This window comes from Cognatiyoonia sp. IB215182, from assembly GCF_033963905.1.
Taxonomy (GTDB): Bacteria; Pseudomonadota; Alphaproteobacteria; order Rhodobacterales; family Rhodobacteraceae; genus Yoonia.
The window spans coordinates 24,565-46,158 of record NZ_JAXBMB010000004.1 but is presented as its reverse complement, the minus strand read 5'-3'; the positions used below and the strand labels follow the sequence as shown (position 1 = coordinate 46,158).

The window sequence follows — 21,594 nt, the reverse complement described above, 5'->3', positions numbered from 1 at the left end:
ATGGCCGACCCTATTATCCAGATGAAGAACATCGAAAAGCACTTCGGCTCTGTCATCGCGCTGGCCGGTGTGTCGGTCGACATCTTCCCCGGCGAATGCCATTGCCTGCTCGGTGATAACGGTGCTGGAAAGTCGACCTTCATCAAGACGATGTCCGGCGTGCACAAACCCACGAGGGGCGAGATCATTTTTGAAGGCGCGCCACTGGATTTCGCCGATCCGCGCGATGCAATCGCAGCCGGGATTGCCACTGTGCACCAACACCTCGCGATGATCCCGTTGATGTCGGTTAGCCGGAATTTCTTTATGGGCAACGAACCGGTCAGGAAACGCTTTGGCATCCCGTTCTTCGACCACGACTATGCCAATGAGATCACGATGGCCGAGATGCGGCAGATGGGCATCAATCTGCGCGGCCCTGATCAGGCGGTTGGCACCTTATCCGGTGGCGAGCGTCAGACGGTCGCCATCGCCCGTGCCGTGCATTTTGGAGCGAAGGTGCTGATCCTTGATGAGCCGACGTCAGCTCTGGGTGTCCGCCAGACTGCGAATGTGTTGGCGACTGTGGACAAGGTGCGCAAGCAGGGAATTGCCGTCGTTTTCATCACCCATAATGTGCGGCACGCGATGGCCGTGGGTGACAGGTTCACCGTACTCAACCGAGGTAAGACATTCGGCACCGCCCAAAAAGGTGAGATTGCCCCGGAAGAGCTGCAGGACATGATGGCCGGCGGGCAGGAGCTTGCAGACCTCGAAGGCTCGCTCGGCGGTACCGTCTAACCTTTATCCGGGCGTGACCCGTAAAACCTGCCCGCGCCCGGAATCCGTCAGGATCAGCACGCTACCGTCTTCCAGAACCTCAACATCCCGCACGCGGCCCACGTCGGTCAGCAGGCGTTCTTCCCCAACCACGCGACCGTTTTCCATCTTCAGCCGCACCAGCGCGCCAGGGTTCAGCGATGCGATCAGCAGATCGCCCTGCCAATCCGCATAATCGCCATCGTAAAACATCATGCCCCCCGGCGCGATCACGGGATCCCAGTAATAGACAGGCTCTTCAAACCCTTCCGCCCGCGCGATCCCCTGGCCGATATCACTTCCCCGGTAATTGATCCCGTAGCTGACAATCGGCCAGCCATAATTCAGACCCGCCTGCGGCTGGTTCAGTTCGTCGCCACCGCGTGGCCCATGTTCGATTGTCCACAGACCACCGGGACCAATGGCAGCACCCTGAATGTTGCGATGCCCCGATGACCAGACCAGATCATTGCCCGCGCGCCCGACAAAGGGGTTGTCTGACGGCACAGACCCATCGGCATTGACGCGGATCACCTTGCCATGGGTCGTCTCCGGGTCCTGCACAAGCGTGCCTGTGTCACCCGCCCCGCGATCCCCTGTTGTGATCCACACGGTCCCATCATCCATCGGAATAATCCGGCTGCCGAAATGCCGCCCGTTTCGCGCCGGGTTGTCCTGCACGAAAATGTCGGTGGCACCCGTAATCTGCCCGTTCTGTTCCAGCACACCACGCCCGGCTGCGGTGACGAGCCCCCCACGCACCGACTTAGAGTAGGTCCAGTAAATCACCCGATCCTGCGCAAAACGGGGTGATACGGCAACATCCAGCAAACCGCCCTGCCCTTGCGCCGCGATCTCCGGCAGACCCGCCAGCGGCGCGCTGATCGAGCCATCCGCGTTGATCACCCGCATCCGTCCGGGCCGCTCTGTCACCAGAAACTGGCCACCACCCAGGGGCGCAATCCCCCACGGGTTCTCCAGATCATCGGCAAAGACCGTGACGGAGACAGGTGTTGACGGCAATGCGGGCGCGCGGCTTTGTGTCTCAAATGCCGGTGCAAAATCGGCATTGGGCCGGCCCTGCTGCACCTGTGCATAGGCGAAAACACCTGCGGCAATGATAACGGCACTGATGGAAAGAATGCGGATCATGATCGGTCCTCCTTCAGCCGCAAGATAGCCCAGCGTGCCGCATCGGCCACCGCCGGGTCTGGATCATCAACCAAAGGTGAAAGGACTTCGACCAGCGCGGGATCGCCCGCATTGCCGATCGCATATGCGACATTACGCACGAACCGGTCCCGGCCAATCCGCTTGATGGGCGATCCCGCAAACCGCGCCCGAAACCTGGCATCGTCCAGCGTCGCCAGTTCGGCCAAAGGCGGCGCGCGCAGATCGTCGCGCGCGGCATAGCGCGTATCGCGCGCCGCAGTCGCGAACTTGTTCCACGGACAGACCGCCAAGCAATCATCGCAGCCATAAATCCGGTTGCCCATCTTGGCACGCAACTCTTCCGCAACCGGCCCTTTATGCTCAATCGTCAGGTACGAGATACAGCGCCGCGCATCCAATTGATAAGGCGCGGGGAATGCCTCTGTCGGGCAGATGTCCAGACAGGCCGTGCAGGAGCCGCAATGACTGATTTCCGCCTGATCCGGCGGCAGGTCTACGGTCGTAAAAATCGCCCCCAGAAAAAACCAGTTGCCCAGATCCCGGCCCAACAAGTTGGTGTGCTTGCCCTGCCAGCCGAGCCCGGCGGCCTGTGCCAGTGGCTTCTCCATAACCGGGGCAGTGTCGACAAAAACCTTGATCTCCGCCCCTGGCACCTGATCGATTAACCATCGCCCAACGTGTTTCAGGCGCTTTTTGACCACGTCATGATAGTCCCGGTTCTGCGCATAAACGCTGATCGCGGCGCGGACGGACTGCTCCAAAACCTCCAGCGGGTCATGATCGGGCGTATAAGGCTCCGCCAGCATGATGACTGACCGCGCTTCAGGCCAAAGTGCCGTCGGATCACCGCGCCATGCCATCCGCTCCGCCATCCAGCCCATCTGCCCGTGAAACCCCGCATCCACAAATGCCGCCAGCCGTGCCGCAATCTCCGACACCGCATCGGGTCGACAGACACCCACTTTGGCAAATCCCGCCTCATGCGCGAACGAGATCAGCTCTGCCTTCACGCCCTCATTTCTCATGTTCCCAAATACCTTGGGGGAGTCCCGCAGGGACGGGGGTGAAACCCCCTAAAAATCCAGATCGGCATAATGCGCCGCCGGTTGGAACCCCGGCACCTCATCAGCCAGGATGGACCGGAACGCCGGGCGCGATTTGATCTTCGCATACCAATCCTTGACCGCCTCATGCCGGTTCCAATCGACATCGCTGGTGTAATCAAGACAAGACAATTGCGCGGCTGCTGAAAAATCCGCGAATGTCATATCATTGCCAGCAAGCCACCTGCGCCCCTCCAAAAGATAGGCCATGTAATCAAGGTGGTATTTGATCGCCTTCGCCCCCGCCTTCACATTCGTGCTGTCAGGATAGCCCGAGCCCATGACTTTACGGAACACCCGCTCGCCCGTGAGCTTGGTGGTGACTTCGTGATAAAACTTATCGTCAAACCACCCCACCAGACGCCGCGCCTCACACCGGCTTTCGGCATTTTTGGGCAAAAGCGGCGGGTTGGGATGCGTCTCTTCAAGGTACTCACAGATCGCAGTGCTATCAGACATCGTGCGGCTGCCCATTTTCAGCACAGGCACTTTCCCCGCCGGGTTCCGCCGCAGAAAATCCGGGCCCTGTTCCCAATACCGCTCTTCGACCAGGCCAACCTCGATCTTCTTTTCAGCCATGCAAAGGCGCACTTTGCGCGAAAAGGGCGAGAGGGGGTAATGGTAAAGCGTGTTCATCGATGGCGCACCGGTTTTTCAACCCTCATGCCGTATCGGGCTGCCCGGATCAATGGGGCAGGCGGTCATGCGCAAAGCCCTGCCTTTGGGGTCCCGCAATTTTTTGACCAAAAAAATGCCCCACAGCAGACTTTTCGTCACGAAAAGTCTGCCCTCTCACGCTTCAAAACAATCCGCCCGCCCGTCTGCCGCAATCGTCGCGGCCCCGCTCATGATCGCAGCAGCACGATTGCGGGTGAAATTGCTGGGGTTCGCGGCAGACCGGTTTTTCGGCGACGGCAGGATCGCCGCCAGCCGCGCCGCCTGGGTCGGCGTCAAATCCGCTGCATCTACACCAAAATAATGCCGCGATGCGGCCTGGACGCCAAACACCCCTTCGTCAAACTCCGCAATATTCAGATAAAGCTCCAATATCCGTCGCTTGCTCCACGCGGCCTCGGTCAGCGGTGTCCAAAGCGCCTCAATCGCCTTACGCGTCCAGGACCGGCCGTGCCACAGATACACGTTCTTGACGACCTGCTGCGAAATCGTCGAGGCCCCGCCGCGCCCGCGATCCACCGCTTCACGGATCGCTTTCACATCCAGCCCCCAATGCAGGCAAAAGTTCGCATCCTCCGCCGCAACGGCGGAGCGCGCCATGACCGGCGCGATCTCATCCATCGGCACCCAATCATAGGTCACACCACCCAGACGGCGGCTTTCGGACACCATGTAGGGCGTCGTCGGCGGTGCGATCAGCGCATAGATCAACGTGACCAGCAAGACAAAGCCCGCCACCGCAAAGATCGCACCCCAAAACAGACGCTTCAGCGAAAGCCACATCCGCGTCATCAACACGGGACGTTGCTTTTTGCTGCTGCGCTTCTTCGCTGCCGGCTTTCGGGCCGGTTTCTTCTTCGCTGTGCTACGCTCTGCCATCGGCCCCATAAGCCACGGGCAGTGTTAACGGGTCAAGAACGCGCGACGCCCTCGCGCAATTTTTACGCGAGGGCGTTGCCTTTACTCAGCCGGGATCGCCGTATCCTCAACGCTCAGCGGATGCGGCAGATGCACCAGCATCTCTTTCGGGCAAATCTGCAGGAAGTTCCCTTTCTCAAGGTCCCAATGCTGCAGGATATCCGCAGCCTTGCGGCTGCCCGTTTCCTCCAGATGCCGCTCAATCAGGCCTTTCAGCTGATCATGCCAATGATCGACAGTGACCGGGTTCGTCACCAGTGTTTCCATATTGATCAGCGGGGCAGAGGTCCCTTCGGGATCATAAAGATACGCCATACCCCCGGTCATGCCCGCACCAAAATTGGCACCAACTGAGCCGAGGATCACCGCAACACCGCCGGTCATGTATTCACACCCATTGGTCCCGCAGCCTTCGATCACCACATGCGCGCCAGAATTGCGCACCGCAAACCGCTCGCCCGCACGACCGGACGCGAACAGATACCCCGATGTCGCGCCATACAGGACCGTGTTCCCGATGATCGTATTCTCGGCCGCCACCAACGGGCTAACCATCGGCGGGCGCACGACAATCGTACCACCCGACAGACCCTTGCCGACATAATCGTTGGCATCACCAGAGACTTCCAGCTTCAACCCCGGCGCAGCAAAAGCCCCCAATGACTGCCCGGCAGAGCCGCGCAGCTTCACCGTCAGATGATCGGGCTGCAGCGCATTCCGCATCCCGAAATTCTTCACGATATAGCTCGACGTTCGCGTCCCGATGGTGCGCAGCGTGTTCTGCACTGCGTAATCAAGCTGCATCTTCTCACCATCATTGAGGAAGCGCGCGGCATCCTTCACGATCTGCGCATCCAGCGTGTCATCCACCGGATTGCGCGGCTTGTTCCGATCATAGGTGATGCTGGATGCGCCATCGACGGTGATCAGAAGTGGGTTCAAGTCCAGATCATCGAGATGCGCCGAACCACGTGACACCTGCGTCAGCAGATCGGCCCGGCCAATCACGTCATCCAACGACCGGGCGCCAATCGAGGCGAGGATTTCCCGCACCTCGGTTGCATAGAAAGTGATCAGGTTCACAACCTTGTCGGCATTGCCGGTGAACTTCTCACGCAGTTTCTCGTCCTGGGTACAGACACCGACCGGGCAGGTATTCGACTGGCATTGACGCACCATGATACAGCCCATGGCGATCAGAGCTGCAGTGCCGATCCCATATTCCTCGGCCCCCATCATCGCGGCCATGACGATGTCGCGGCCCGTGCGCAAACCGCCATCAGTGCGCAACGTGATGCGTTCACGCAGGTTGTTCATCGCCAGCACCTGATGCGCCTCGGTCAGGCCCATCTCCCACGGCAGACCCGCATATTTGATCGAGGTCGCGGGCGATGCACCTGTGCCTCCATTGTGGCCAGAGATCAAAATAACATCTGCTTTGGCCTTCGCGACCCCTGCTGCGATCGTTCCAACACCTGAACTGGAAACCAGCTTCACAGTGACCTTACAGCGCGGATTGATCTGTTTGAGGTCATAGATCAGCTGTGCGAGATCCTCGATGGAATAGATATCGTGGTGTGGCGGTGGCGAAATCAGCGTCACGCCCTTGGTCGAATGCCGCAGCCGCGCGATGAGGTCGGTGACCTTCATCCCCGGCAGCTGACCACCTTCACCGGGCTTCGCACCCTGCGCAACCTTGATCTCCAACTCCTCGCAGGCGTTGAGGTATTCCGCCGTCACCCCAAAGCGGCCAGAAGCCACCTGCTTGATCTTGGCAGACGGATTGTCACCGTTGGGTTCAGGGTTGAAATGCGCCGGGTCTTCGCCGCCTTCGCCAGAGTCCGACTTCGCCCCGATCCGGTTCATCGCGACGTTCAGTGTCTTGTGTGCTTCAGGCGACAGGGCGCCAAGCGACATGCCCGGTGTCACGAACCGCTTGCGGATCGCGGTGATGCTTTCCACCTCTTCAATCGGAACCGGCTTGCCCAAAGGCTTGATCGCCAAGAGATCGCGCAAATGGATCGGCGGGTTCGATTGCATGGATTTGGAATATTGCTGCCACAAAGCATACGAAGCATTGTTGCAGGCAGCCTGCATCATATGCATGGTCTGCGCTTCCCAGGCGTGTTTCTCGCCCGACCGACGCGCCTTGTAGAAGCCGCCGATTGGCAGGATATCCGTACCGCCTTTCCAGCCCTTCGCGTGCACCTCTTCCAGCTTGGCCTGAATACCGCTGACGCCGATGCCGGAAATGCGGCTGTGCATACCGGGAAAGTATTCGGCGACCATGGCGCGGCTCAGCCCCACGGCCTCAAAGTTCAGACCACCGCGATAGGATGACAGGACCGAAATCCCCATCTTCGACATGATCTTAAGCAGCCCCGCATCAATCGCGGCACGGTAGCGCCGCATCGCGTCGGTCAATGACCCTTCAATCAGACCACGCCGCACGCGGTCAGCGACCGAGTCCTGCGCCAGATAAGCGTTCACCGTCGTCGCACCGCAGCCGATCAGTACGGCAAAGTAATGCGGGTCGATGCATTCCGCCGACCGCACAGCCATCGAACAGAACGTCCGCAAGCCCTGCTTGGTTAGCCCGGAATGCACCGCAGATGTGGCCAAAATCATTGGCATACCGATCTTCGTCGCCGACTGGTTCTCATCCGTCAGCACCAGATGGCCGGCACCTGACCGCACGGCATCCTCTGCCTCTTCCCTGATCCGGGCCAGACCAGCGCTGAGCGCTCCCGGTCCGGGGGCAAAGGTGCAGTCAATGATCGCGACGCGGTCGCCGAAATGGCGGACCATTTCGTCGAACTCAGCATTGCCGACAAAGGGGCTCTCCAGCACGAGGATCTCCGTCTGCGACGAATCCTCATCGAGCACGTTCTTGAGGTTCCCAAACCGGGTTTTCAGCGACATCACCCGGCTTTCACGAAGCGAGTCAATCGGCGGGTTCGTGACCTGAGAGAAGTTCTGACGAAAGAAATGCGACAGCGGGCGATAGGTCTTCGACAGTACAGCCGACGGCGTGTCATCCCCCATGGAGGCGATCATTTCCTTGCCATCCTCGGCCATGGGCGCGAGGACCTGTTCCAGCTCTTCGATGCTATACCCAGCGGCCACCTGCCGCTTGCGCAGTTCTTCACCCTCATGCATCGCCGTTTCAGGAATGTCGCGCAACTGATCGTTCAACGCGACGACCTTGCCAACCCATTCGCCAAAGGGCAGTGCCGCTGCCAGCTTGTCCTTGATTTCGGTGTCGTGGAACAGCTTGCCCTTTTTCATATCCACCGCGATCATCTGGCCGGGGCCCAGCGCGCCCTTTTCAACAACAGTCGCCTCATCCACTTGGACCATACCAACCTCGGACCCTGCGACCAGCAGACCATCGCCTGTGACCACATAACGCAAGGGGCGCAACCCGTTCCGGTCGAGGCCACCGCAAACCCAGCGGCCATCGGTCATGGCGAGCGCTGCGGGGCCGTCCCACGGCTCCATCACCGCGTTGCAATAGCTGTACATGTCCTGCCAGGCTTGCGGCATTTCGACCGCCTGCTTTGACCACGCCTCTGGCACCATCATCGTCTTGGCCATGGGCGCGCTGCGGCCCGCGCGCACCAGTACTTCAAAGACTGAATCCAATGCTGACGAATCCGACGCACCTGACGGGATGATCGGTTTGATGTCTTCTGCCTTATCGCCAAACGCGCTGGAGGCCATGCGGATCTCATGGCTCCGCATCCAGTTCACATTGCCCTTCAGCGTGTTGATCTCACCATTATGGGCGAGCATGCGGAACGGCTGTGCCAGCGACCATTGCGGGAACGTGTTGGTGGAATAGCGCTGGTGATAGATGGCAAAGGCGCTTTCAAACCGCGCATCCGTCAGGTCAGGATAGAACTCCGCCACCTGCTCGGCCAGCATCATCCCCTTGTAGATGATCGACCGGCAGGAGAGTGAGCAGACATACATCCCCCCGATTCCTGCCGCACCTGCCGCTTTCTCAATCCGGCGGCGGATGATGTAAAGCTCACGCTCAAACGCTTCCTCATCCATCTCCTTTTCGCAGCGGATCAGGATTTGTTCGATCTCGGGCCGTGTGGCATTGGCCTTGTCGCCCAGACAATCGTTGTTCACCGGCACATGCCGCCAGCCATAGATGTAGTGGCCCATGCGCAGCACTTCGGCCTCGACAATCGTGCGGCAATGCTCTTGCGCGCCGAAATCTGTGCGCGGCAGGAAAACCTGACCGACGGCGATCAGCTTGTCCTGATCAGGCTCGTGGCCAGTCCGGTGGATCTGGTCGTAAAAGAACGGCACGGGGATCTGCACGTGAATACCGGCGCCATCCCCCGTCTTACCATCCGCATCCACAGCACCCCGGTGCCAGACAGCCTTGAGCGCATCGATGCCTTTTTCCACGACATCCCGCGACGGTGTCCCGTCAATCGCCACGACAAGACCAACCCCGCACGAGGCATGCTCATCCTCATCGCGGTAAAGACCGTTTTCCGCCATCCACTGACGCTTGGCTTCCTCTGCTGCGACCCAGGATTGATCATAGATGGTCATGATGGTTCTCCTTCAGAAAATCAGCGGACGAAATCGCCACGCCGCAGCCATGTTTGGGATTGGGGCTTAGAAAACCCGGCTCACCGGGAAAGATGAATTCAACCGGGCGGTTCGCGCGCTCAAAGCTGCCGTTGGGAGTGGTGACCGTCCCTGTGCCGGATATGAACATGCGCCAGTCACGGCTGATGAACTCATTGCCCTGCGCCGACCAGATTTCGTTGCCGGCCTCGTCATAGGCAGTGATATCATAGGTCGTTTCATCAAGGGTGACGCCGTCGATGGTGATCTGACGGCCCGTGAGCGTGTCTTGCCCGACATAACGTGTGTCACCAATCTCAGACGACAATGTCCGGAAATCGTAATCGTCCACGCCGTATTCAATCAGGTCCGACAGTGAGGCAGGCTCGGCTGGGTCACTTTCCAGCCGTTCACGATGGCCGCTGAGCACCTGGAAGCTGCTAATCCACTGGGTCTCCGCATCGATTTCGCCCACATAGGTCAAACCCTGTTCATCCATGCTCACGCGGCGCTGATGCCCCGCCGGGTCGCCTTCGCAGGTGAAGTGATGGTCGACGCTGCAGCTTTCGCTTTGCACGGTCAGATAGGCGTTGCAGCCGGTCGGTAGTTCAACCGTGCTGCCGCCCGATTGGGCCACGGCGGGACCCGCCAGACAGATTAGGATCACGGCATATCTCATGGGCGATACCCCGCGTCCAACAGGTTGCATTCATATTTTGGCTGGTCCGAGAAGAAGCCCGGTTCATCTGGATAAATGAATTCGACCGGCGACATATCGATCACATCCGACGGATCATCGGCGCTCCAGCTCTCACCGAAGAAGAACAGGCGATGGCGCTCACTGACGAATTGCCGCCCGCTGCCGTCGTCGAGCACATTGCCGTCACCATCAAGGGTCTGGCCGGTATATTCGGTGCGCAAGAGCGTCTCGCCATCGATTTCGATCGTTTCACCCGTCAGCATGTCAAAGCCGACATTGCGTTCGATGCCTTCCTCAGTTTCCAGCGTGAAATCCCAGGTATCAACCTGTGCCGCGAATAGTTCTGTCAGTGATGCCGGATCATCGGCTGGCATCTGCAGGCGTTCATTGCCGCTGATCTTGTAGGCCTCAACCCACTGAAACTCCCGATCCACCTTCTGAACGCTGAACAGGCCACCTTGCCCGAAGACGGCCAGCCATTGATCGCCGGGATCGTCCGCCTCACAGGTCCAGACATTGACCAGAACGCAGCCCTTGTGCTGTACGGTCAGCTTGGCCTCACAGCCCTCGGGTGCGGAAAAACTCTGCTGTGCCGCAACGGGCGTGGCAAGGGTAAGCGCGCTGAGGATCGTCAGAGGTTTGATCATATCTTCACCTGTAGGTCAGTTTTATTGACGTAGCTTGAGAGGTCGGTTTACTCGGCGGCGACCGTCGCCGCTTGGCCGAGATATTCCAACATTGCTGTGGCCGCATCGCGCCCATCCCGGATCGCCCAGACGACCAGCGACGCTCCGCGCACGATATCGCCTGCAGCATAGACGCCTTCCAGGCTGGTCGCGCCCGTGTTGAAATCGGCCTTGATCGTACCCCAACGGGTCACTTCCAGCCCATCCACGCCCCAGAGTTTGGGCAGATCCTCGGGCTCAAAGCCCAGCGCCTTGATCACCAGATCAGCGCCTTCGACATAATCGGAACCTTCGATGACCTCCGGCGCTTGCCGACCAGTCGCATCCGGTGCGCCCAGGCGCATTTTTTGCACCTTCACGCCGGTAACGGCATCACCTTCAAAACCCAGAGGTGCAGAAAGCCAGACGAATTCAACGCCCTCCTCCTCGGCATTCTGCACCTCGCGCTGCGATCCGGGCATGTTGGCCCGGTCGCGTCGGTAAAGACATTTCACGCTGGTGGCCCCTTGCCGCACGGCCGTCCGCACGCAATCCATCGCCGTATCACCGCCGCCAATGACGACCACGCGTTTGCCGTCGGCATTCAGCTCACCGCTATCAAATTCCGGCACATCGTCGCCAAAGCTCTTACGGTTACTCGCCGTCAGATAATCAATCGCATTCACGATCCCATCCGCGTTCGCATCCGGCAGGTCGCGCGTCTTGTAAACGCCGGTGGCGATCAGCACCGCATCATGCTTGCCGCGAATGGCATCGAACGACAGGTCCTCACCCACATTGCAATTCAGCACGAACTGCACGCCGCCATCCTCAAGCTGCGCTATGCGCTGCATGACCACATCCTTTTCAAGCTTGAAACCGGGGATGCCGTAGGTCAGCAGTCCGCCCCCGCGATCATAACGGTCATAGACCGTTACCTGCACCCCCTGACGGCGCAGCATATCAGCGGCAGCGAGGCCCCCCGGACCAGCACCGATGATCCCAACGCTTTCTCCGCGCTCCGCATGCGGGCGGATCGGCTTGACCCAGCCTTGCTCAAACGCGGTGTCGGTGATGTATTTCTCGACCGAGCCGATGGTGACTGTGCCGTGGCCCGATTGTTCGATCACACAATTGCCTTCGCAAAGACGGTCTTGCGGGCAAATGCGCCCGCAAATCTCGGGGAATGTGTTTGTCGCCTGGCTGATCTCATAAGCTTCTTGCAGGCGCCCCTCAGCCGTCAGGCGCAGCCAGTCGGGGATGTTGTTGTGCAGCGGGCAATGGGTCTGACAATAGGGCACGCCGCATTGGCTGCAGCGGCTGGCCTGCTCGGCAGCCTTCTCGCGTGCGTACTCTGCGTAAATCTCCCCAAAGTCTTCTTTGCGTAAATTCGGCGGGCGCTTCTCGGGCATTTCCCGTTCCACAGCCGTAAACTTGAGCATCTTCTGGCCAGCCATGCGGACTCCTCCCGAAATTCAAAGCGAGCCGCCTTTTAAAACGCGCATTGGCAAATGAAAAGGCAGTACTACTGACCTATATAGCAAAAACTGAAATCGGCAACCCGTCTGACTGTCATAAATCCTTAATAATTAGGACCGGTTCGTGACCTATATCCCCTCTTCCCCCTGAATCTCAACGGTTTAGGTTGCGGGCAGCGAATCAACCAAGCGGCCAGCATGTCCACTTTCAATCTTCTTCTGATCGCATTGATCCAGGGCCTGACCGAGTTTTTGCCGGTTTCCTCATCCGGCCACCTGATCCTGTTGCCGAATCTGTCAGGTTTCGAAGATCAGGGCCAGATCATCGATGTGGCGGCCCATGTGGGCACCTTGATCGCGGTCATCGCCTATTTCTGGGCGGACGTAAAACGCGCTTTCGCCGGTTTCCTGCGCCTGACGCGCGGCAAGGTCGATAACCAGGATGCATTCCTCGCACTCTGCCTGATCATCGCGACCGTGCCCGTGATCATTTTTGGGCTCTTCCTGCAACTCACCGGCCTCGCCGATCAGATGCGCGGCATCGCCCTGATCGGTTGGACGATGATCATCTTCGGCATCATCCTTTATTGGGCCGACCAGACCGGGCCAACCACGAAAACGGCGGAAAAATGGACCCTGAAAGACGCGCTACAGATGGGCGTCTGGCAGGCCATCGCCCTGATCCCCGGCACCTCGCGGTCCGGCATCACGATCACAGCAGGCCGCATGCTGGGCTATACCCGCAGCGACGCCGCGCGTCTGGCAATGCTGATGTCGATCCCAACGATCATCGCCTCCGGCACCTTGATCGGAATCGACGTCGCGGGCACCGCCGATGCCAGCGCCATACGCGATATCGCCCTTGTGATCGCCATGTCCTGTGCAGCTGCCCTGTTGGCCCTGACACTGATGATGCGGCTTCTCAAAACGGTCAGCTTCACGCCTTACGTGATCTACCGGGTTGCTCTCGGCATCGTGCTTTTGTGGGTCGCCTATACCTAGGCCTTGAGGTTCTTAGCCGATTCCTTGATCGCGTCATATTGACCCGAAGGCCGGAACCGCCACAGATAATCCGGCAGCACAGCCTCCATCGCCGTCGGGCGAATGCCGAGATCTTCGAGACCCTTCGCCTCGGCGGACACGACATTATCCACCGCAAGATTGCGCACCTGGTCAGCGGTCACCGGCCCGCGGATCAGTCCAAGCGACAGCGCGCGCGCCAAAGTAAAACCTGCCGCCATCATCCGCGCCGCCCAGAACGGGATATTCATGATCAGACGCCGCCTGCGAATGATCACCAGCATTTGCTGCATCAATTCCCGGAAACTGTTCACATCTGGCCCGCCGAGTTCGTAAATACCGCCCTCAGCCTCACCCAGAACGCCTTTGACCGCAGCCGCTGCCACATCATCGACAAAGACGGGCTGAAAACGCGTATTCGCCCCAACAACGGGCAGGATGGGGCCAAGGCGGCTCATCGCGGCAAAGCGGTTAAAGAACTGATCTTCCGGGCCAAAAATGATGGAGGGGCGCAGGATGACGGCACCCGGCATATGCTGTATGACCCCCGCCTCACCAGCCGCCTTGGTGCGGGAATACTGGCTCGCCGCCTGCGCATCTGCACCGATGGCCGAGACATGCACCATCCGCCCCACACCGAGGGACGCAGCAACCCGCGCAATCCGCTCGGCTCCCTCGGCCTGCACGGCGGCAAAGGTGTTCTTACCCACCTCATCCAGCACGCCGACGCAATTAACCACTGCATCCGACCCATCGGTCACAGCAGCCACGCTCGCATCGTCGCGAATGTTGCAAAAGACGGGCTCCACCTGTCCGACAACACCATAAGGCCGGACGAACATCGCCTCATTCACATTGCGCACCGCGACCCTGACACGCCAGCCCTCCTTGGCCATGCGGCGCGCGATATAGCGCCCGACAAAACCGGAACCGCCAAAAATAGTGACAAGCTGGGACATGGATCAGGCCTCGTTCAATGCTGGGCTTGGTTTATCGCTGCACCTCAGCCCAGACAAGGCGCAAAGCCCGGCTTTTGCACTAGCGCTCGGATTTGACGCGGGAATCGCATTGACAGCGAGATGAACCGCCCTTAAAGCCAGCCCTCACGTGACCTGCCCAGGTGGCGGAATTGGTAGACGCGCCAGCTTCAGGTGCTGGTGTCCGTATGGACGTGGAGGTTCGAGTCCTCTCCTGGGCACCACTCCTTCTCGTAAAGCCTTGTAGTTATAGGCTATTTTCATGGGTCACTCACCCGGACCCCTGTTTGAACCCCCGACCCAGCACAACTGACGTTGCCCCCTGATCCGGGCCGTTCGCGTGTAGAATCCTTTCCTGTTTCTTTCTGTTGATAGGGTTGCGGTCAAGACCGGCTGAGCGGAGCCATTGCGGAGCTCAAGCGAGGCCGGTCGGTTGAAACGTAGCCTTTGGGCAAACTCGGTTGAGGTTGATTAGCGCCGTCAGCATTGAGTCATCGAATTCCGTCTTTTTCTTGATCGCATCAATCTCGTTGAAATGGGTGATAAATCTTGGATCTGTTCTTCGCGCCGAAGGAGGAATTTTAAAGCTCGTTGTAAGTATCCAAATAAAGCTGCCAATCAGAACTGGAATTAACAGAGGGAGTAATTCCGCACCTCCACCATATTCCTGCATAGGAAGATGGAGAGCTTTCCAAATTCTAGGGAGGTGAACTTGCTCTTGAAGCGGGTGGTTTGACTTTCGTTTTGAACCAGAACTGAAGCAAAGGTGGAATGGATCAGTCACTTCGAATCGCGAAAGACGGCCTACCCTTCCATAATTGCTAGTACCGAAATCAAAAAGTGGTTGGGATAAAGCGCCTTGTTAGCTTCGCATAGCTGAAGGCGTCACCCCGAACACGCGACGCATCACCACCGTCATATGTGCGTGGTTTGAAAAGCCAGCGTCGAATGCGATGTGCGCCAATGGACGGCGGGTACCGATGATCAGATCCCGCGCGTGTTCTGCCCGCCGGCGCAGGATGAACCGATATGGCGTCTCACCCACCATAGACTTAAACACAGATGAAAACCGCGAGGATGACAAACACGAGGCGTTGGCGAGATCTGCAATAGAAAGCGTCGGGTCGCACAAACGCGCCTCAAGCAAGTCGATGGCACGATCAATCTCCGTCCGTTTTGATCGTCGTGGCCAGGTGTCGATTTCTGCGGTGATGTTTCCGTCCTTGGCCGTCATCTGGGCCAGTCCACGAGTTGCCAGACCCAGCGCGATACCTTCTGCGGTCAGCCGATCTGCTTTCGTATCGGACCATGCCGCGCGCATCAGGTGATGAATACCCGCACGCCCTAGGTCTGCGGCGACGGCATCAGGGCGATAGGAAGTGACATGATTTTGCGGTGACAAAGACAATTCATCAAGTTCACCCCAGCCTGACAGAACGTCATCGGAGACTTCAAGGACCAGACCGGGCAGCGGATTATCCACACGCGCCCAAAAATCGGTTCCTTTGGGATAAAACGCCAGCGTTTCCGCTACAAACCGCTCTTGCGAAATGCGATCCGAGTTGATTGCAATTTCATAAGGCGACGTGCCGAGGTTCACATCAAAGGTCGCCACCGATAACTTCAGGTGAACATCACATCTGCCCGGGGGCAATAGGATCAGGCGAATGCCATCCAGATCAATCTCTTGCGGCATTTCAGGGATACGTGGCGCAGGCTCAGACAGTTGACTGTTCTGGATAATATAAGTCATTGTATCCGTTATGAATACTTTCGGCTTTGGTCTTTCTCATTCATGAAAATATGCGACGGAGTTCTGATCCGCAACACGCTGCGACTAATCGTCGGCCTCAGGTCATAGATGAAGTATGATCCGGTCTTCTGACATCTTTTGACCCATGCCCGGCACACACGCGACTGCCCAAGTCTTCAGCCAAAATGGAACCCGTCCCGTTCAGTCAGATAGGTTTCGAAATAGTCCGAGAACGTCGTGACAAGCGGTGGAAGCGCCTCATACGGCGGGTAAAAGAGTGACAGCCATAAGGGCGGCACCTGCCATTCCGGCAAGACCTGCTCAAGCGTCCCGTCCTGAAGCGCTTTCGAAACGAAAAACTCTGGAAGAACCGCCACACCTACGCCCATTTGCACCATCTCCAATAACATATCGCCACTGTTGCTATTCACCCGCGCACCCGCGTTGACATCCCGGACAATGGCACCCTTCCGAAAGCGCCAGGTTTCGCTGCCACTGCCGCCATAGGACAGGCACAAATGCGGGTCGAGCGCGTCAGGCTGCCCTGGCCTTGCATACCGCTCAAACAAGGACGGTGCAGCGACGGCACACCGGGGCACTTCACATATCTTGCGCCAGATGGTCGATTTGTCCGCGGGCGGATCCGAAATCCGGATGGCCAGATCGCAATCGTCCTCAACCACATCGACCAATCGATCCGTCAGTTGGACGTTCAATGAGATGTTCGGATATGCCAGCCAGAAGCTTTCAATCAGCTTGGGCAGAACACGCAGACCAAATGACATCGGCGCGTTGATGGATAATCGCCCCCGGTGTGGCTGCATATCCCGGTCCAGATCGTCTTTCACCTGATCCAACGCTTCGATCAGGGGACGATAGCGTGCAGCCACAAGCGCCCCTGCAGAGGTGAGCGACACCTGCCGTGTCGTGCGCAGCAAGAGTTGTTGGCCAAGATCGGCCTCAAGCCGCGCCACAATGCGCGTGACTGAGGCTGGTGTCATATGAAGTGACTTTGCGGCGGCAGAAAAACTCTTGCGCGCGGCAACCTCAAGGAAAACGCGAACCGGCTTGATATCCTGCATCACCTATTATTGCGCCAGCGACAATAGATTATGCAAGTTCATTATTATTCATATCCCCAATTAAGGCCCCATCTTTGCTGTCATCGGAACACGGCACGCAGGAGGCCATCATGAAAAAGCACATAAAAGGATTGCATCACGTCACATCAATGGCGGCCGACGCGCAGGTGAACAACGCGTTTTTTACACAAACGCTCGGATTGCGCCGTGTGAAGAAAACCGTCAATTTCGATGATCCTGGGACCTATCACCTTTATTACGGCGATAAGACAGGTACCCCCGGCTCAGTCATGACGTATTTCCCCTTTGGTCAGATGCCCAAGGGCAAACGCGGCAATGGCGAGGTCGGCGTCACCGAATTTGCGGTCGCAAAAGACACGCTTGGATTTTGGCAGGACAGACTGTCGGAACAAGGTGTCACGGGCCTGTCTCGCAGTACCTTTCTTGGTGAGAACAGGCTGGCATTCGACGGCTCCGACGGCGACGGATTTGCCTTGGTCGAGACAGAGCGGTCCGGCCGGACTGCATGGACATCTGCCGGTGTGGACGAAGAGACGGGCATCCTTGGTTTTCACGGCGCGCGCTTTAGGCTGAATGATGCTGCGGCGACGGCCGAACTTCTGACCTTCATGGGATATGAAAAGGACGAAACCGACGGCAATGTCACGCGCTACCGGATTGAGGATGGCAATGCCGCCCGAACCATCGATCTGGAAGAACTTCCCGGCGCCAGCAGTGCCTATCAAGGCGCAGGATCGGTCCATCATATTGCCTTTGCGGTCGAAAACCGCGCTGCACAGGATGAGATGCGCAAGGCGCTTTTGGACACCGGTTATCAGGTCACGCCTGTGATCGACCGGGATTACTTCCATGCGATCTATTTCCGCACGCCCGGCGGCATTCTGTTTGAAATCGCCACGAATGAACCCGGTTTTGACCGGGATGAGGACACTGCACATCTGGGCGAGGCACTGAAACTGCCCGCCATGTATCAACCCTATCGCTCGCGGATTGAAAGCGCGTTGCCGGTCCTGGCTCAAAGGAGATAACACCATGTCACGCGAGAATTACCACACGCGTATGCAGGCCCCGTCGGGAAATGCGCCATTAATCTTTGCCTTGCACGGCACAGGCGGGGATGAGCATCAGTTCTTTGCGTTTGCACAAGGCCTCGTGCCGGGTGCGGGCGTGATATCACCCCGTGGGGACGTGTCCGAAATGGGCGCTGCGCGGTTCTTTCGCCGGACGGGTGAGGGCGTCTACGATATGGATGACCTCGCCCGGGCGACCGCCAAGATGGCTGCGTTTGTTGAAGACTGGAAAACGGCCTTTCCGGGCAGCCCCGCCTATGCGTTCGGTTATTCGAATGGTGCGAACATTCTGGCCGCGGTTATGATGGCCCGTCCCGACCTCTTCGCGCGGGTCGGTCTGATGCATCCCCTGATCCCCTGGGATCCCGCACCTGTCCCGGCGTTGGCAAGCACCCGGATACTGATCACCGCCGGCGAACGCGATCCGATCGGGCCGCTGCCACGGACCAAAGCGCTTGCTGACTGGGCGCATGCCCAGGGTGCAAGGGTACGGCTTGTCACCCATGAGGGTGGTCACGAACTGCGCCCCGAAGAGGCGGTTGCCCTGCAAGAGGAGTTTGCCCAGGCGCCGCAGCCCATCGGGGCCTGAACCAGCGAATACGCCTAATCTTTTTTACAATCCTCTCATCCGCTTGATCGCGGGTGAGACCGACACATCGTGCAAATGAACACGTCGCAAAAACCCGCTCGAAGGAGGTTCTTTCATGTCCAGACCTGATCAACCAAAGGCCGGAAACAAAGGGCCGCACGCGGCCCGGGCAGATGCACAATGAGTTGGATGCCTTATCTGCTGTCGCTTGCTGCGGGCATTGCTGTCGGCGTTCTTTACGGGCTTGTTTCCGTCCGGTCGCCTGCACCACCGATCATCGCGCTTCTTGGATTGCTCGGCATGCTGGCTGGTGAGGCCGCTGTGCAGTGGCTGCGCGGTCATCCCGGTGCCGTGACAGAGGCCCTTCACCTCAAATCCTTCTCAGTGGCCAGCCGCCATGATGAAGACCAAAACCCGAAAACCTGACCCCACTATCGGAGATACGACCCATGTCAAAAACAGAAGTTCTCACACCTGACAACAGCCAGCTGATCTTTATCGATCATCAGCCGCAGATGGCATTTGGTGTCCAATCCATTGATCGCCAGACGCTCAAGAACAACACCGTGGCGCTGGCCAAAGCTGGCAAGATTTTCAACATTCCGACCATCATCACCACCGTCGAAACCGAGAGCTTTTCGGGTCATACCTACCCAGAGCTTCTGGATGTTCAGCCGGACGCGCCGTTGTTGGAGCGGACCTCGATGAACTCTTGGGATGACCAGAAAGTGCGTGATGCGCTTGCCAAGGGTGCCGCTGAAGGCCGTAAGAAAATCGTCGTGTCCGGCCTGTGGACTGAGGTTTGTAACCTGACCTTTGCGCTGAGTGCGATGAACGACACCGATTATGAAATCTACATGGTCGCTGACGCCTCGGGCGGGACATCTCTTGATGCCCACAACTATGCGATGGACCGCATGGTACAGGCTGGTGTTATCCCGGTGACCTGGCAGCAGGTGCTTCTGGAATGGCAACGCGACTGGGCGCGCAAGGAGACCTATGATGCCGTGATCGCCCTCGTGCAGGAGCATTCGGGCGCCTACGGCATGGGTGTCGACTACGCCTATACGATGGTTCACAAGGCCCCCGCCCGGACCAAGCACACCGGCGAGACGCAGGCGCCTGTTCCTGCCGACACGCCCGTCGCAGCTGAATAAAAACAACAAAGGTCGCGCCCGTCGACAGGGCGCGACCTTCCCCAAAAAACCACCTAGATGATGGAGGACGGCACCGATGGCCGACACGATTCTGTATAACGGGAAGATCACCACGATGGACCCCGAAAGGCCGGAAGCGACGGCTGTGGCCTTGAAAGACGGGCTGATCGCAGAGGTCGGCTCGGACACCGATATCCTGCGCCTGAAAGGGGCTGAGACCAAGGTCATCGACCTTGGCGGCCAGCGGGTGATCCCGGGCCTGATCGATAGCCACACTCATATCATCCGGCAGGGCAACAATTTCGCCATGGAGCTGCGGTGGGATCATGTCCCGTCGCTGGCGGACGGTCTGCGTATGCTCAAGGAACAGGCGCAGCGGACGCCTGCAGGGCAATGGATTCGCGTTGTGGGCGGCTGGTCCGCCGATCAGTTCGCCGAAAAACGCCTGCCCACGCTGGACGAGATCAACGCGGTCGCCCCTGATGTGCCGGTCTACGTCCTCCACCTCTATGACCGCGCCTGGCTGAACAAGGCCGCGTTGCGCGCGCTTGGCATCGACAAGCATTTCTACGAACCCTTCGTGTCCGGCCGTCTGGAACGTGACGATCAGGGCAATCCAACGGGTCTTGCCATGGCGCGCCCGAACGCGCAGCCGCTTTACGCGCTGCTCGACATGGCGCCAAAGCTTGACTTTGAGCAGCAGGTGACATCGACCAAGCACTATTTCCGAGCGCTCAATGGCCTCGGCCTGACGTCAGCGCTTGACTGCGCAGGCGGGTTCCTGAACTACCCGGATGATTACGGCGTCATTACCGAACTCAACAAGCGCGGCGAGCAGACGGTGCGCATCGGCTATCAGCTTTTTGCGCAGCGCCCGATGTTCGAATTGGACGACTTCAAGCGCTGGAATGACATCGTGAAACCCGACGAAGGTGACGATTACCTCAAATGCGTCGGCGCGGGCGAGATGCTGGTGGCGTCAGCCTATGATTTTGAGGATTTCAGCTATCCACGCCCTGAACTGTCCAAACGAATGGAGGGCGACCTGCGCCCGGTGCTTGAATTCCTGTTCGAAAACCGTTGGCCGATCCGGTTCCACTGTACCTACGAGGAGAGCGCGCATCGGTTGCTGAGCGTCGTTGAAGAGGTCGGGCGCGACAAGGGCCTGGAAGAACTGAACTGGATCTTCGATCACGGCGAAACGGTTAGCGAGGCGACGATGGAGTGGGTTGCCCGTCTTGGTGGCGGGATCAGCTACCAGAACCGCATCGCGTTTCAGGCAAGTGCCTATCGCGACCGCTATGGTGAGGATGCGCTGCACGACGTGATGCCGGTCAAGAAGATGATGGCCGCAGGCACGCCGCTTGCCGCCGGGACGGACGCAACACGGGTCAGCTCTTACAATCCATGGCTGGCCATCCATTGGGCTGTGTCCGGGAAGGGTCGTGGCGGCGATGTTATCTGGCAGGCGAATAACAGGCTCAGCCGCGAAGACGCCTTGCGCCACTGGACGGCGGCGGGTGCCTGGTTCAGCCGCGAACAGGGCAAGAAGGGCCAGATCAAGGCTGGTCAATTCGCCGATTTGGCAGTGCTGGATCGCGATTACTTTGCGATCTCCGAAGATGACATCGTCAATGTCGAAGCTGACCTGACCTTTACCGGCGGCAAGATCGTACATGCCAAGGGCAACTTTGCCGATCTCGCGCCAGCGCCACTTGCCGAATTGCCCGATTGGTCCCCGATCCCGGTTTTTGGCGCCCCTGGCGCGCCCAAGCCGGCGGATGCATTCGCGCCTGCCTGACGCAAAAACAAACCAAGCGGG

General features: G+C 58.7%; 19 protein-coding genes and 1 tRNA gene. 8 read left to right on the top strand and 12 right to left on the bottom strand.

The features are described 5' to 3' along the window. Positions 1–780, top strand: coding sequence for an ATP-binding cassette domain-containing protein (locus tag SLH47_RS08930; protein ID WP_320239137.1), 780 nt, complete (start codon positions 1–3; stop codon positions 778–780). Between the two features lie 3 nt (positions 781–783). Here the strand turns inward: SLH47_RS08930 and SLH47_RS08925 are convergent, their stop codons facing one another. The 8 genes from SLH47_RS08925 to SLH47_RS08890 form a co-directional block, all read right to left on the bottom strand. Next, complete coding sequence (locus SLH47_RS08925) at positions 784–1,950, bottom strand: PQQ-dependent sugar dehydrogenase (RefSeq protein ID WP_320239136.1); 1,167 nt, start codon at positions 1,948–1,950, stop codon at positions 784–786. Then, positions 1,947–2,996: a tRNA epoxyqueuosine(34) reductase QueG gene (gene queG / locus SLH47_RS08920; protein WP_320239135.1), complete on the bottom strand. Its 1,050-nt coding sequence runs from the start codon at positions 2,994–2,996 to the stop codon at positions 1,947–1,949. Before queG ends, SLH47_RS08925 begins: the two co-directional genes overlap by 4 nt. 48 nt (positions 2,997–3,044) lie before the next feature. After that, positions 3,045–3,710 carry a glutathione S-transferase family protein gene (locus SLH47_RS08915; RefSeq protein ID WP_320239134.1) on the bottom strand — a complete coding sequence of 222 codons (666 nt, stop codon included), beginning with the start codon at positions 3,708–3,710 and terminating at the stop codon, positions 3,045–3,047. Positions 3,711–3,866: 156 nt separating this feature from the next. Further along, complete coding sequence (gene mtgA / locus SLH47_RS08910) at positions 3,867–4,628, bottom strand: monofunctional biosynthetic peptidoglycan transglycosylase (protein WP_320239133.1); 762 nt, start codon at positions 4,626–4,628, stop codon at positions 3,867–3,869. An 81-nt stretch (positions 4,629–4,709) separates the two neighbouring features. Then, positions 4,710–9,242, bottom strand: coding sequence for a glutamate synthase large subunit (gltB, locus tag SLH47_RS08905; protein WP_320239132.1), 4,533 nt, complete (start codon positions 9,240–9,242; stop codon positions 4,710–4,712). Further along, complete coding sequence (locus SLH47_RS08900; protein WP_320239131.1) at positions 9,229–9,939, bottom strand: hypothetical protein; 711 nt, start codon at positions 9,937–9,939, stop codon at positions 9,229–9,231. The genes gltB and SLH47_RS08900 overlap by 14 nt, the downstream gene beginning before the upstream one ends. Next, on the bottom strand, positions 9,936–10,607 hold the full coding sequence (locus tag SLH47_RS08895; protein WP_320239130.1) for a hypothetical protein: 672 nt from the start codon (positions 10,605–10,607) through the stop codon (positions 9,936–9,938). Before SLH47_RS08895 ends, SLH47_RS08900 begins: the two co-directional genes overlap by 4 nt. A gap of 47 nt (positions 10,608–10,654) precedes the next feature. Further along, positions 10,655–12,082: an NAD(P)-dependent oxidoreductase gene (locus SLH47_RS08890; RefSeq protein ID WP_320239129.1), complete on the bottom strand. Its 1,428-nt coding sequence runs from the start codon at positions 12,080–12,082 to the stop codon at positions 10,655–10,657. 219 nt (positions 12,083–12,301) lie between these two features. On the opposite strand from SLH47_RS08890, the gene SLH47_RS08885 reads away from it, so the two are divergent. Continuing rightward, entirely contained in the window at positions 12,302–13,105 is an 804-nt protein-coding gene (locus SLH47_RS08885; RefSeq protein WP_320239128.1) for an undecaprenyl-diphosphate phosphatase, read from the top strand. On the opposite strand, the gene SLH47_RS08880 is transcribed toward SLH47_RS08885, so the two are convergent. Continuing rightward, positions 13,102–14,082: a complex I NDUFA9 subunit family protein gene (locus tag SLH47_RS08880; RefSeq protein ID WP_320239127.1), complete on the bottom strand. Its 981-nt coding sequence runs from the start codon at positions 14,080–14,082 to the stop codon at positions 13,102–13,104. The genes SLH47_RS08885 and SLH47_RS08880 overlap by 4 nt on opposite strands. A 155-nt stretch (positions 14,083–14,237) precedes the next feature. On the opposite strand from SLH47_RS08880, the gene SLH47_RS08875 reads away from it, so the two are divergent. Next, a tRNA-Leu gene (locus SLH47_RS08875) sits at positions 14,238–14,324 on the top strand. A 191-nt stretch (positions 14,325–14,515) separates the two neighbouring features. Here the strand turns inward: SLH47_RS08875 and SLH47_RS08870 are convergent. The 3 genes from SLH47_RS08870 to SLH47_RS08860 all read right to left on the bottom strand — a co-directional run bounded on the left by SLH47_RS08870 (position 14,516) and on the right by SLH47_RS08860 (position 16,935). Then, positions 14,516–14,773 carry a hypothetical protein gene (locus SLH47_RS08870; protein WP_320239126.1) on the bottom strand — a complete coding sequence of 86 codons (258 nt, stop codon included), beginning with the start codon at positions 14,771–14,773 and terminating at the stop codon, positions 14,516–14,518. 189 nt (positions 14,774–14,962) lie between these two features. After that, entirely contained in the window at positions 14,963–15,853 is an 891-nt protein-coding gene (locus SLH47_RS08865; RefSeq protein ID WP_320239125.1) for an AraC family transcriptional regulator, read from the bottom strand. Between the two features lie 176 nt (positions 15,854–16,029). Continuing rightward, entirely contained in the window at positions 16,030–16,935 is a 906-nt protein-coding gene (locus tag SLH47_RS08860; RefSeq protein ID WP_320239124.1) for a LysR family transcriptional regulator, read from the bottom strand. A gap of 110 nt (positions 16,936–17,045) precedes the next feature. Here SLH47_RS08860 and SLH47_RS08855 point away from each other — a divergent pair, with 110 nt between their 5' ends. From SLH47_RS08855 to SLH47_RS08835, 5 genes are all read left to right on the top strand, one after another. Continuing rightward, complete coding sequence (locus tag SLH47_RS08855; protein ID WP_320239123.1) at positions 17,046–17,984, top strand: ring-cleaving dioxygenase; 939 nt, start codon at positions 17,046–17,048, stop codon at positions 17,982–17,984. Positions 17,985–17,988: 4 nt separating this feature from the next. Beyond that, entirely contained in the window at positions 17,989–18,615 is a 627-nt protein-coding gene (locus SLH47_RS08850; RefSeq protein ID WP_320239122.1) for an alpha/beta hydrolase, read from the top strand. 189 nt (positions 18,616–18,804) lie between these two features. Beyond that, positions 18,805–19,041, top strand: coding sequence for a DUF1427 family protein (locus SLH47_RS08845; protein ID WP_320239121.1), 237 nt, complete (start codon positions 18,805–18,807; stop codon positions 19,039–19,041). A 23-nt stretch (positions 19,042–19,064) separates the two neighbouring features. Further along, complete coding sequence (locus SLH47_RS08840) at positions 19,065–19,772, top strand: hydrolase (protein ID WP_320239120.1); 708 nt, start codon at positions 19,065–19,067, stop codon at positions 19,770–19,772. A 76-nt stretch (positions 19,773–19,848) separates the two neighbouring features. Continuing rightward, positions 19,849–21,573 carry an amidohydrolase gene (locus SLH47_RS08835; RefSeq protein WP_320239119.1) on the top strand — a complete coding sequence of 575 codons (1,725 nt, stop codon included), beginning with the start codon at positions 19,849–19,851 and terminating at the stop codon, positions 21,571–21,573. The last annotated feature ends 21 nt before the right edge of the window (positions 21,574–21,594 follow it).

What these genes read in the sequence shown, in the direction of transcription:
- SLH47_RS08835 (WP_320239119.1), top strand. Translation starts at nt 19,849, where the DNA reads ATGGCCGACACGATTCTGTATAACGGGAAGATCACCACGATGGACCCC.
- SLH47_RS08915 (WP_320239134.1), bottom strand. Translation starts at nt 3,710, where the DNA reads ATGAACACGCTTTACCATTACCCCCTCTCGCCCTTTTCGCGCAAAGTG.
- SLH47_RS08885 (WP_320239128.1), top strand. Translation starts at nt 12,302, where the DNA reads ATGTCCACTTTCAATCTTCTTCTGATCGCATTGATCCAGGGCCTGACC.
- SLH47_RS08865 (WP_320239125.1), bottom strand. Translation starts at nt 15,853, where the DNA reads ATGACTTATATTATCCAGAACAGTCAACTGTCTGAGCCTGCGCCACGT.
- SLH47_RS08855 (WP_320239123.1), top strand. Translation starts at nt 17,046, where the DNA reads ATGAAAAAGCACATAAAAGGATTGCATCACGTCACATCAATGGCGGCC.
- SLH47_RS08900 (WP_320239131.1), bottom strand. Translation starts at nt 9,939, where the DNA reads ATGAGATATGCCGTGATCCTAATCTGTCTGGCGGGTCCCGCCGTGGCC.
- SLH47_RS08925 (WP_320239136.1), bottom strand. Translation starts at nt 1,950, where the DNA reads ATGATCCGCATTCTTTCCATCAGTGCCGTTATCATTGCCGCAGGTGTT.
- SLH47_RS08890 (WP_320239129.1), bottom strand. Translation starts at nt 12,082, where the DNA reads ATGGCTGGCCAGAAGATGCTCAAGTTTACGGCTGTGGAACGGGAAATG.
- SLH47_RS08840 (WP_320239120.1), top strand. Translation starts at nt 19,065, where the DNA reads ATGTCAAAAACAGAAGTTCTCACACCTGACAACAGCCAGCTGATCTTT.
- SLH47_RS08930 (WP_320239137.1), top strand. Translation starts at nt 1, where the DNA reads ATGGCCGACCCTATTATCCAGATGAAGAACATCGAAAAGCACTTCGGC.
- queG (WP_320239135.1), bottom strand. Translation starts at nt 2,996, where the DNA reads ATGAGAAATGAGGGCGTGAAGGCAGAGCTGATCTCGTTCGCGCATGAG.
- gltB (WP_320239132.1), bottom strand. Translation starts at nt 9,242, where the DNA reads ATGACCATCTATGATCAATCCTGGGTCGCAGCAGAGGAAGCCAAGCGT.
- SLH47_RS08870 (WP_320239126.1), bottom strand. Translation starts at nt 14,773, where the DNA reads ATGCAGGAATATGGTGGAGGTGCGGAATTACTCCCTCTGTTAATTCCA.
- SLH47_RS08845 (WP_320239121.1), top strand. Translation starts at nt 18,805, where the DNA reads ATGCCTTATCTGCTGTCGCTTGCTGCGGGCATTGCTGTCGGCGTTCTT.
- mtgA (WP_320239133.1), bottom strand. Translation starts at nt 4,628, where the DNA reads ATGGCAGAGCGTAGCACAGCGAAGAAGAAACCGGCCCGAAAGCCGGCA.
- SLH47_RS08880 (WP_320239127.1), bottom strand. Translation starts at nt 14,082, where the DNA reads ATGTCCCAGCTTGTCACTATTTTTGGCGGTTCCGGTTTTGTCGGGCGC.
- SLH47_RS08850 (WP_320239122.1), top strand. Translation starts at nt 17,989, where the DNA reads ATGTCACGCGAGAATTACCACACGCGTATGCAGGCCCCGTCGGGAAAT.
- SLH47_RS08860 (WP_320239124.1), bottom strand. Translation starts at nt 16,935, where the DNA reads ATGCAGGATATCAAGCCGGTTCGCGTTTTCCTTGAGGTTGCCGCGCGC.
- SLH47_RS08895 (WP_320239130.1), bottom strand. Translation starts at nt 10,607, where the DNA reads ATGATCAAACCTCTGACGATCCTCAGCGCGCTTACCCTTGCCACGCCC.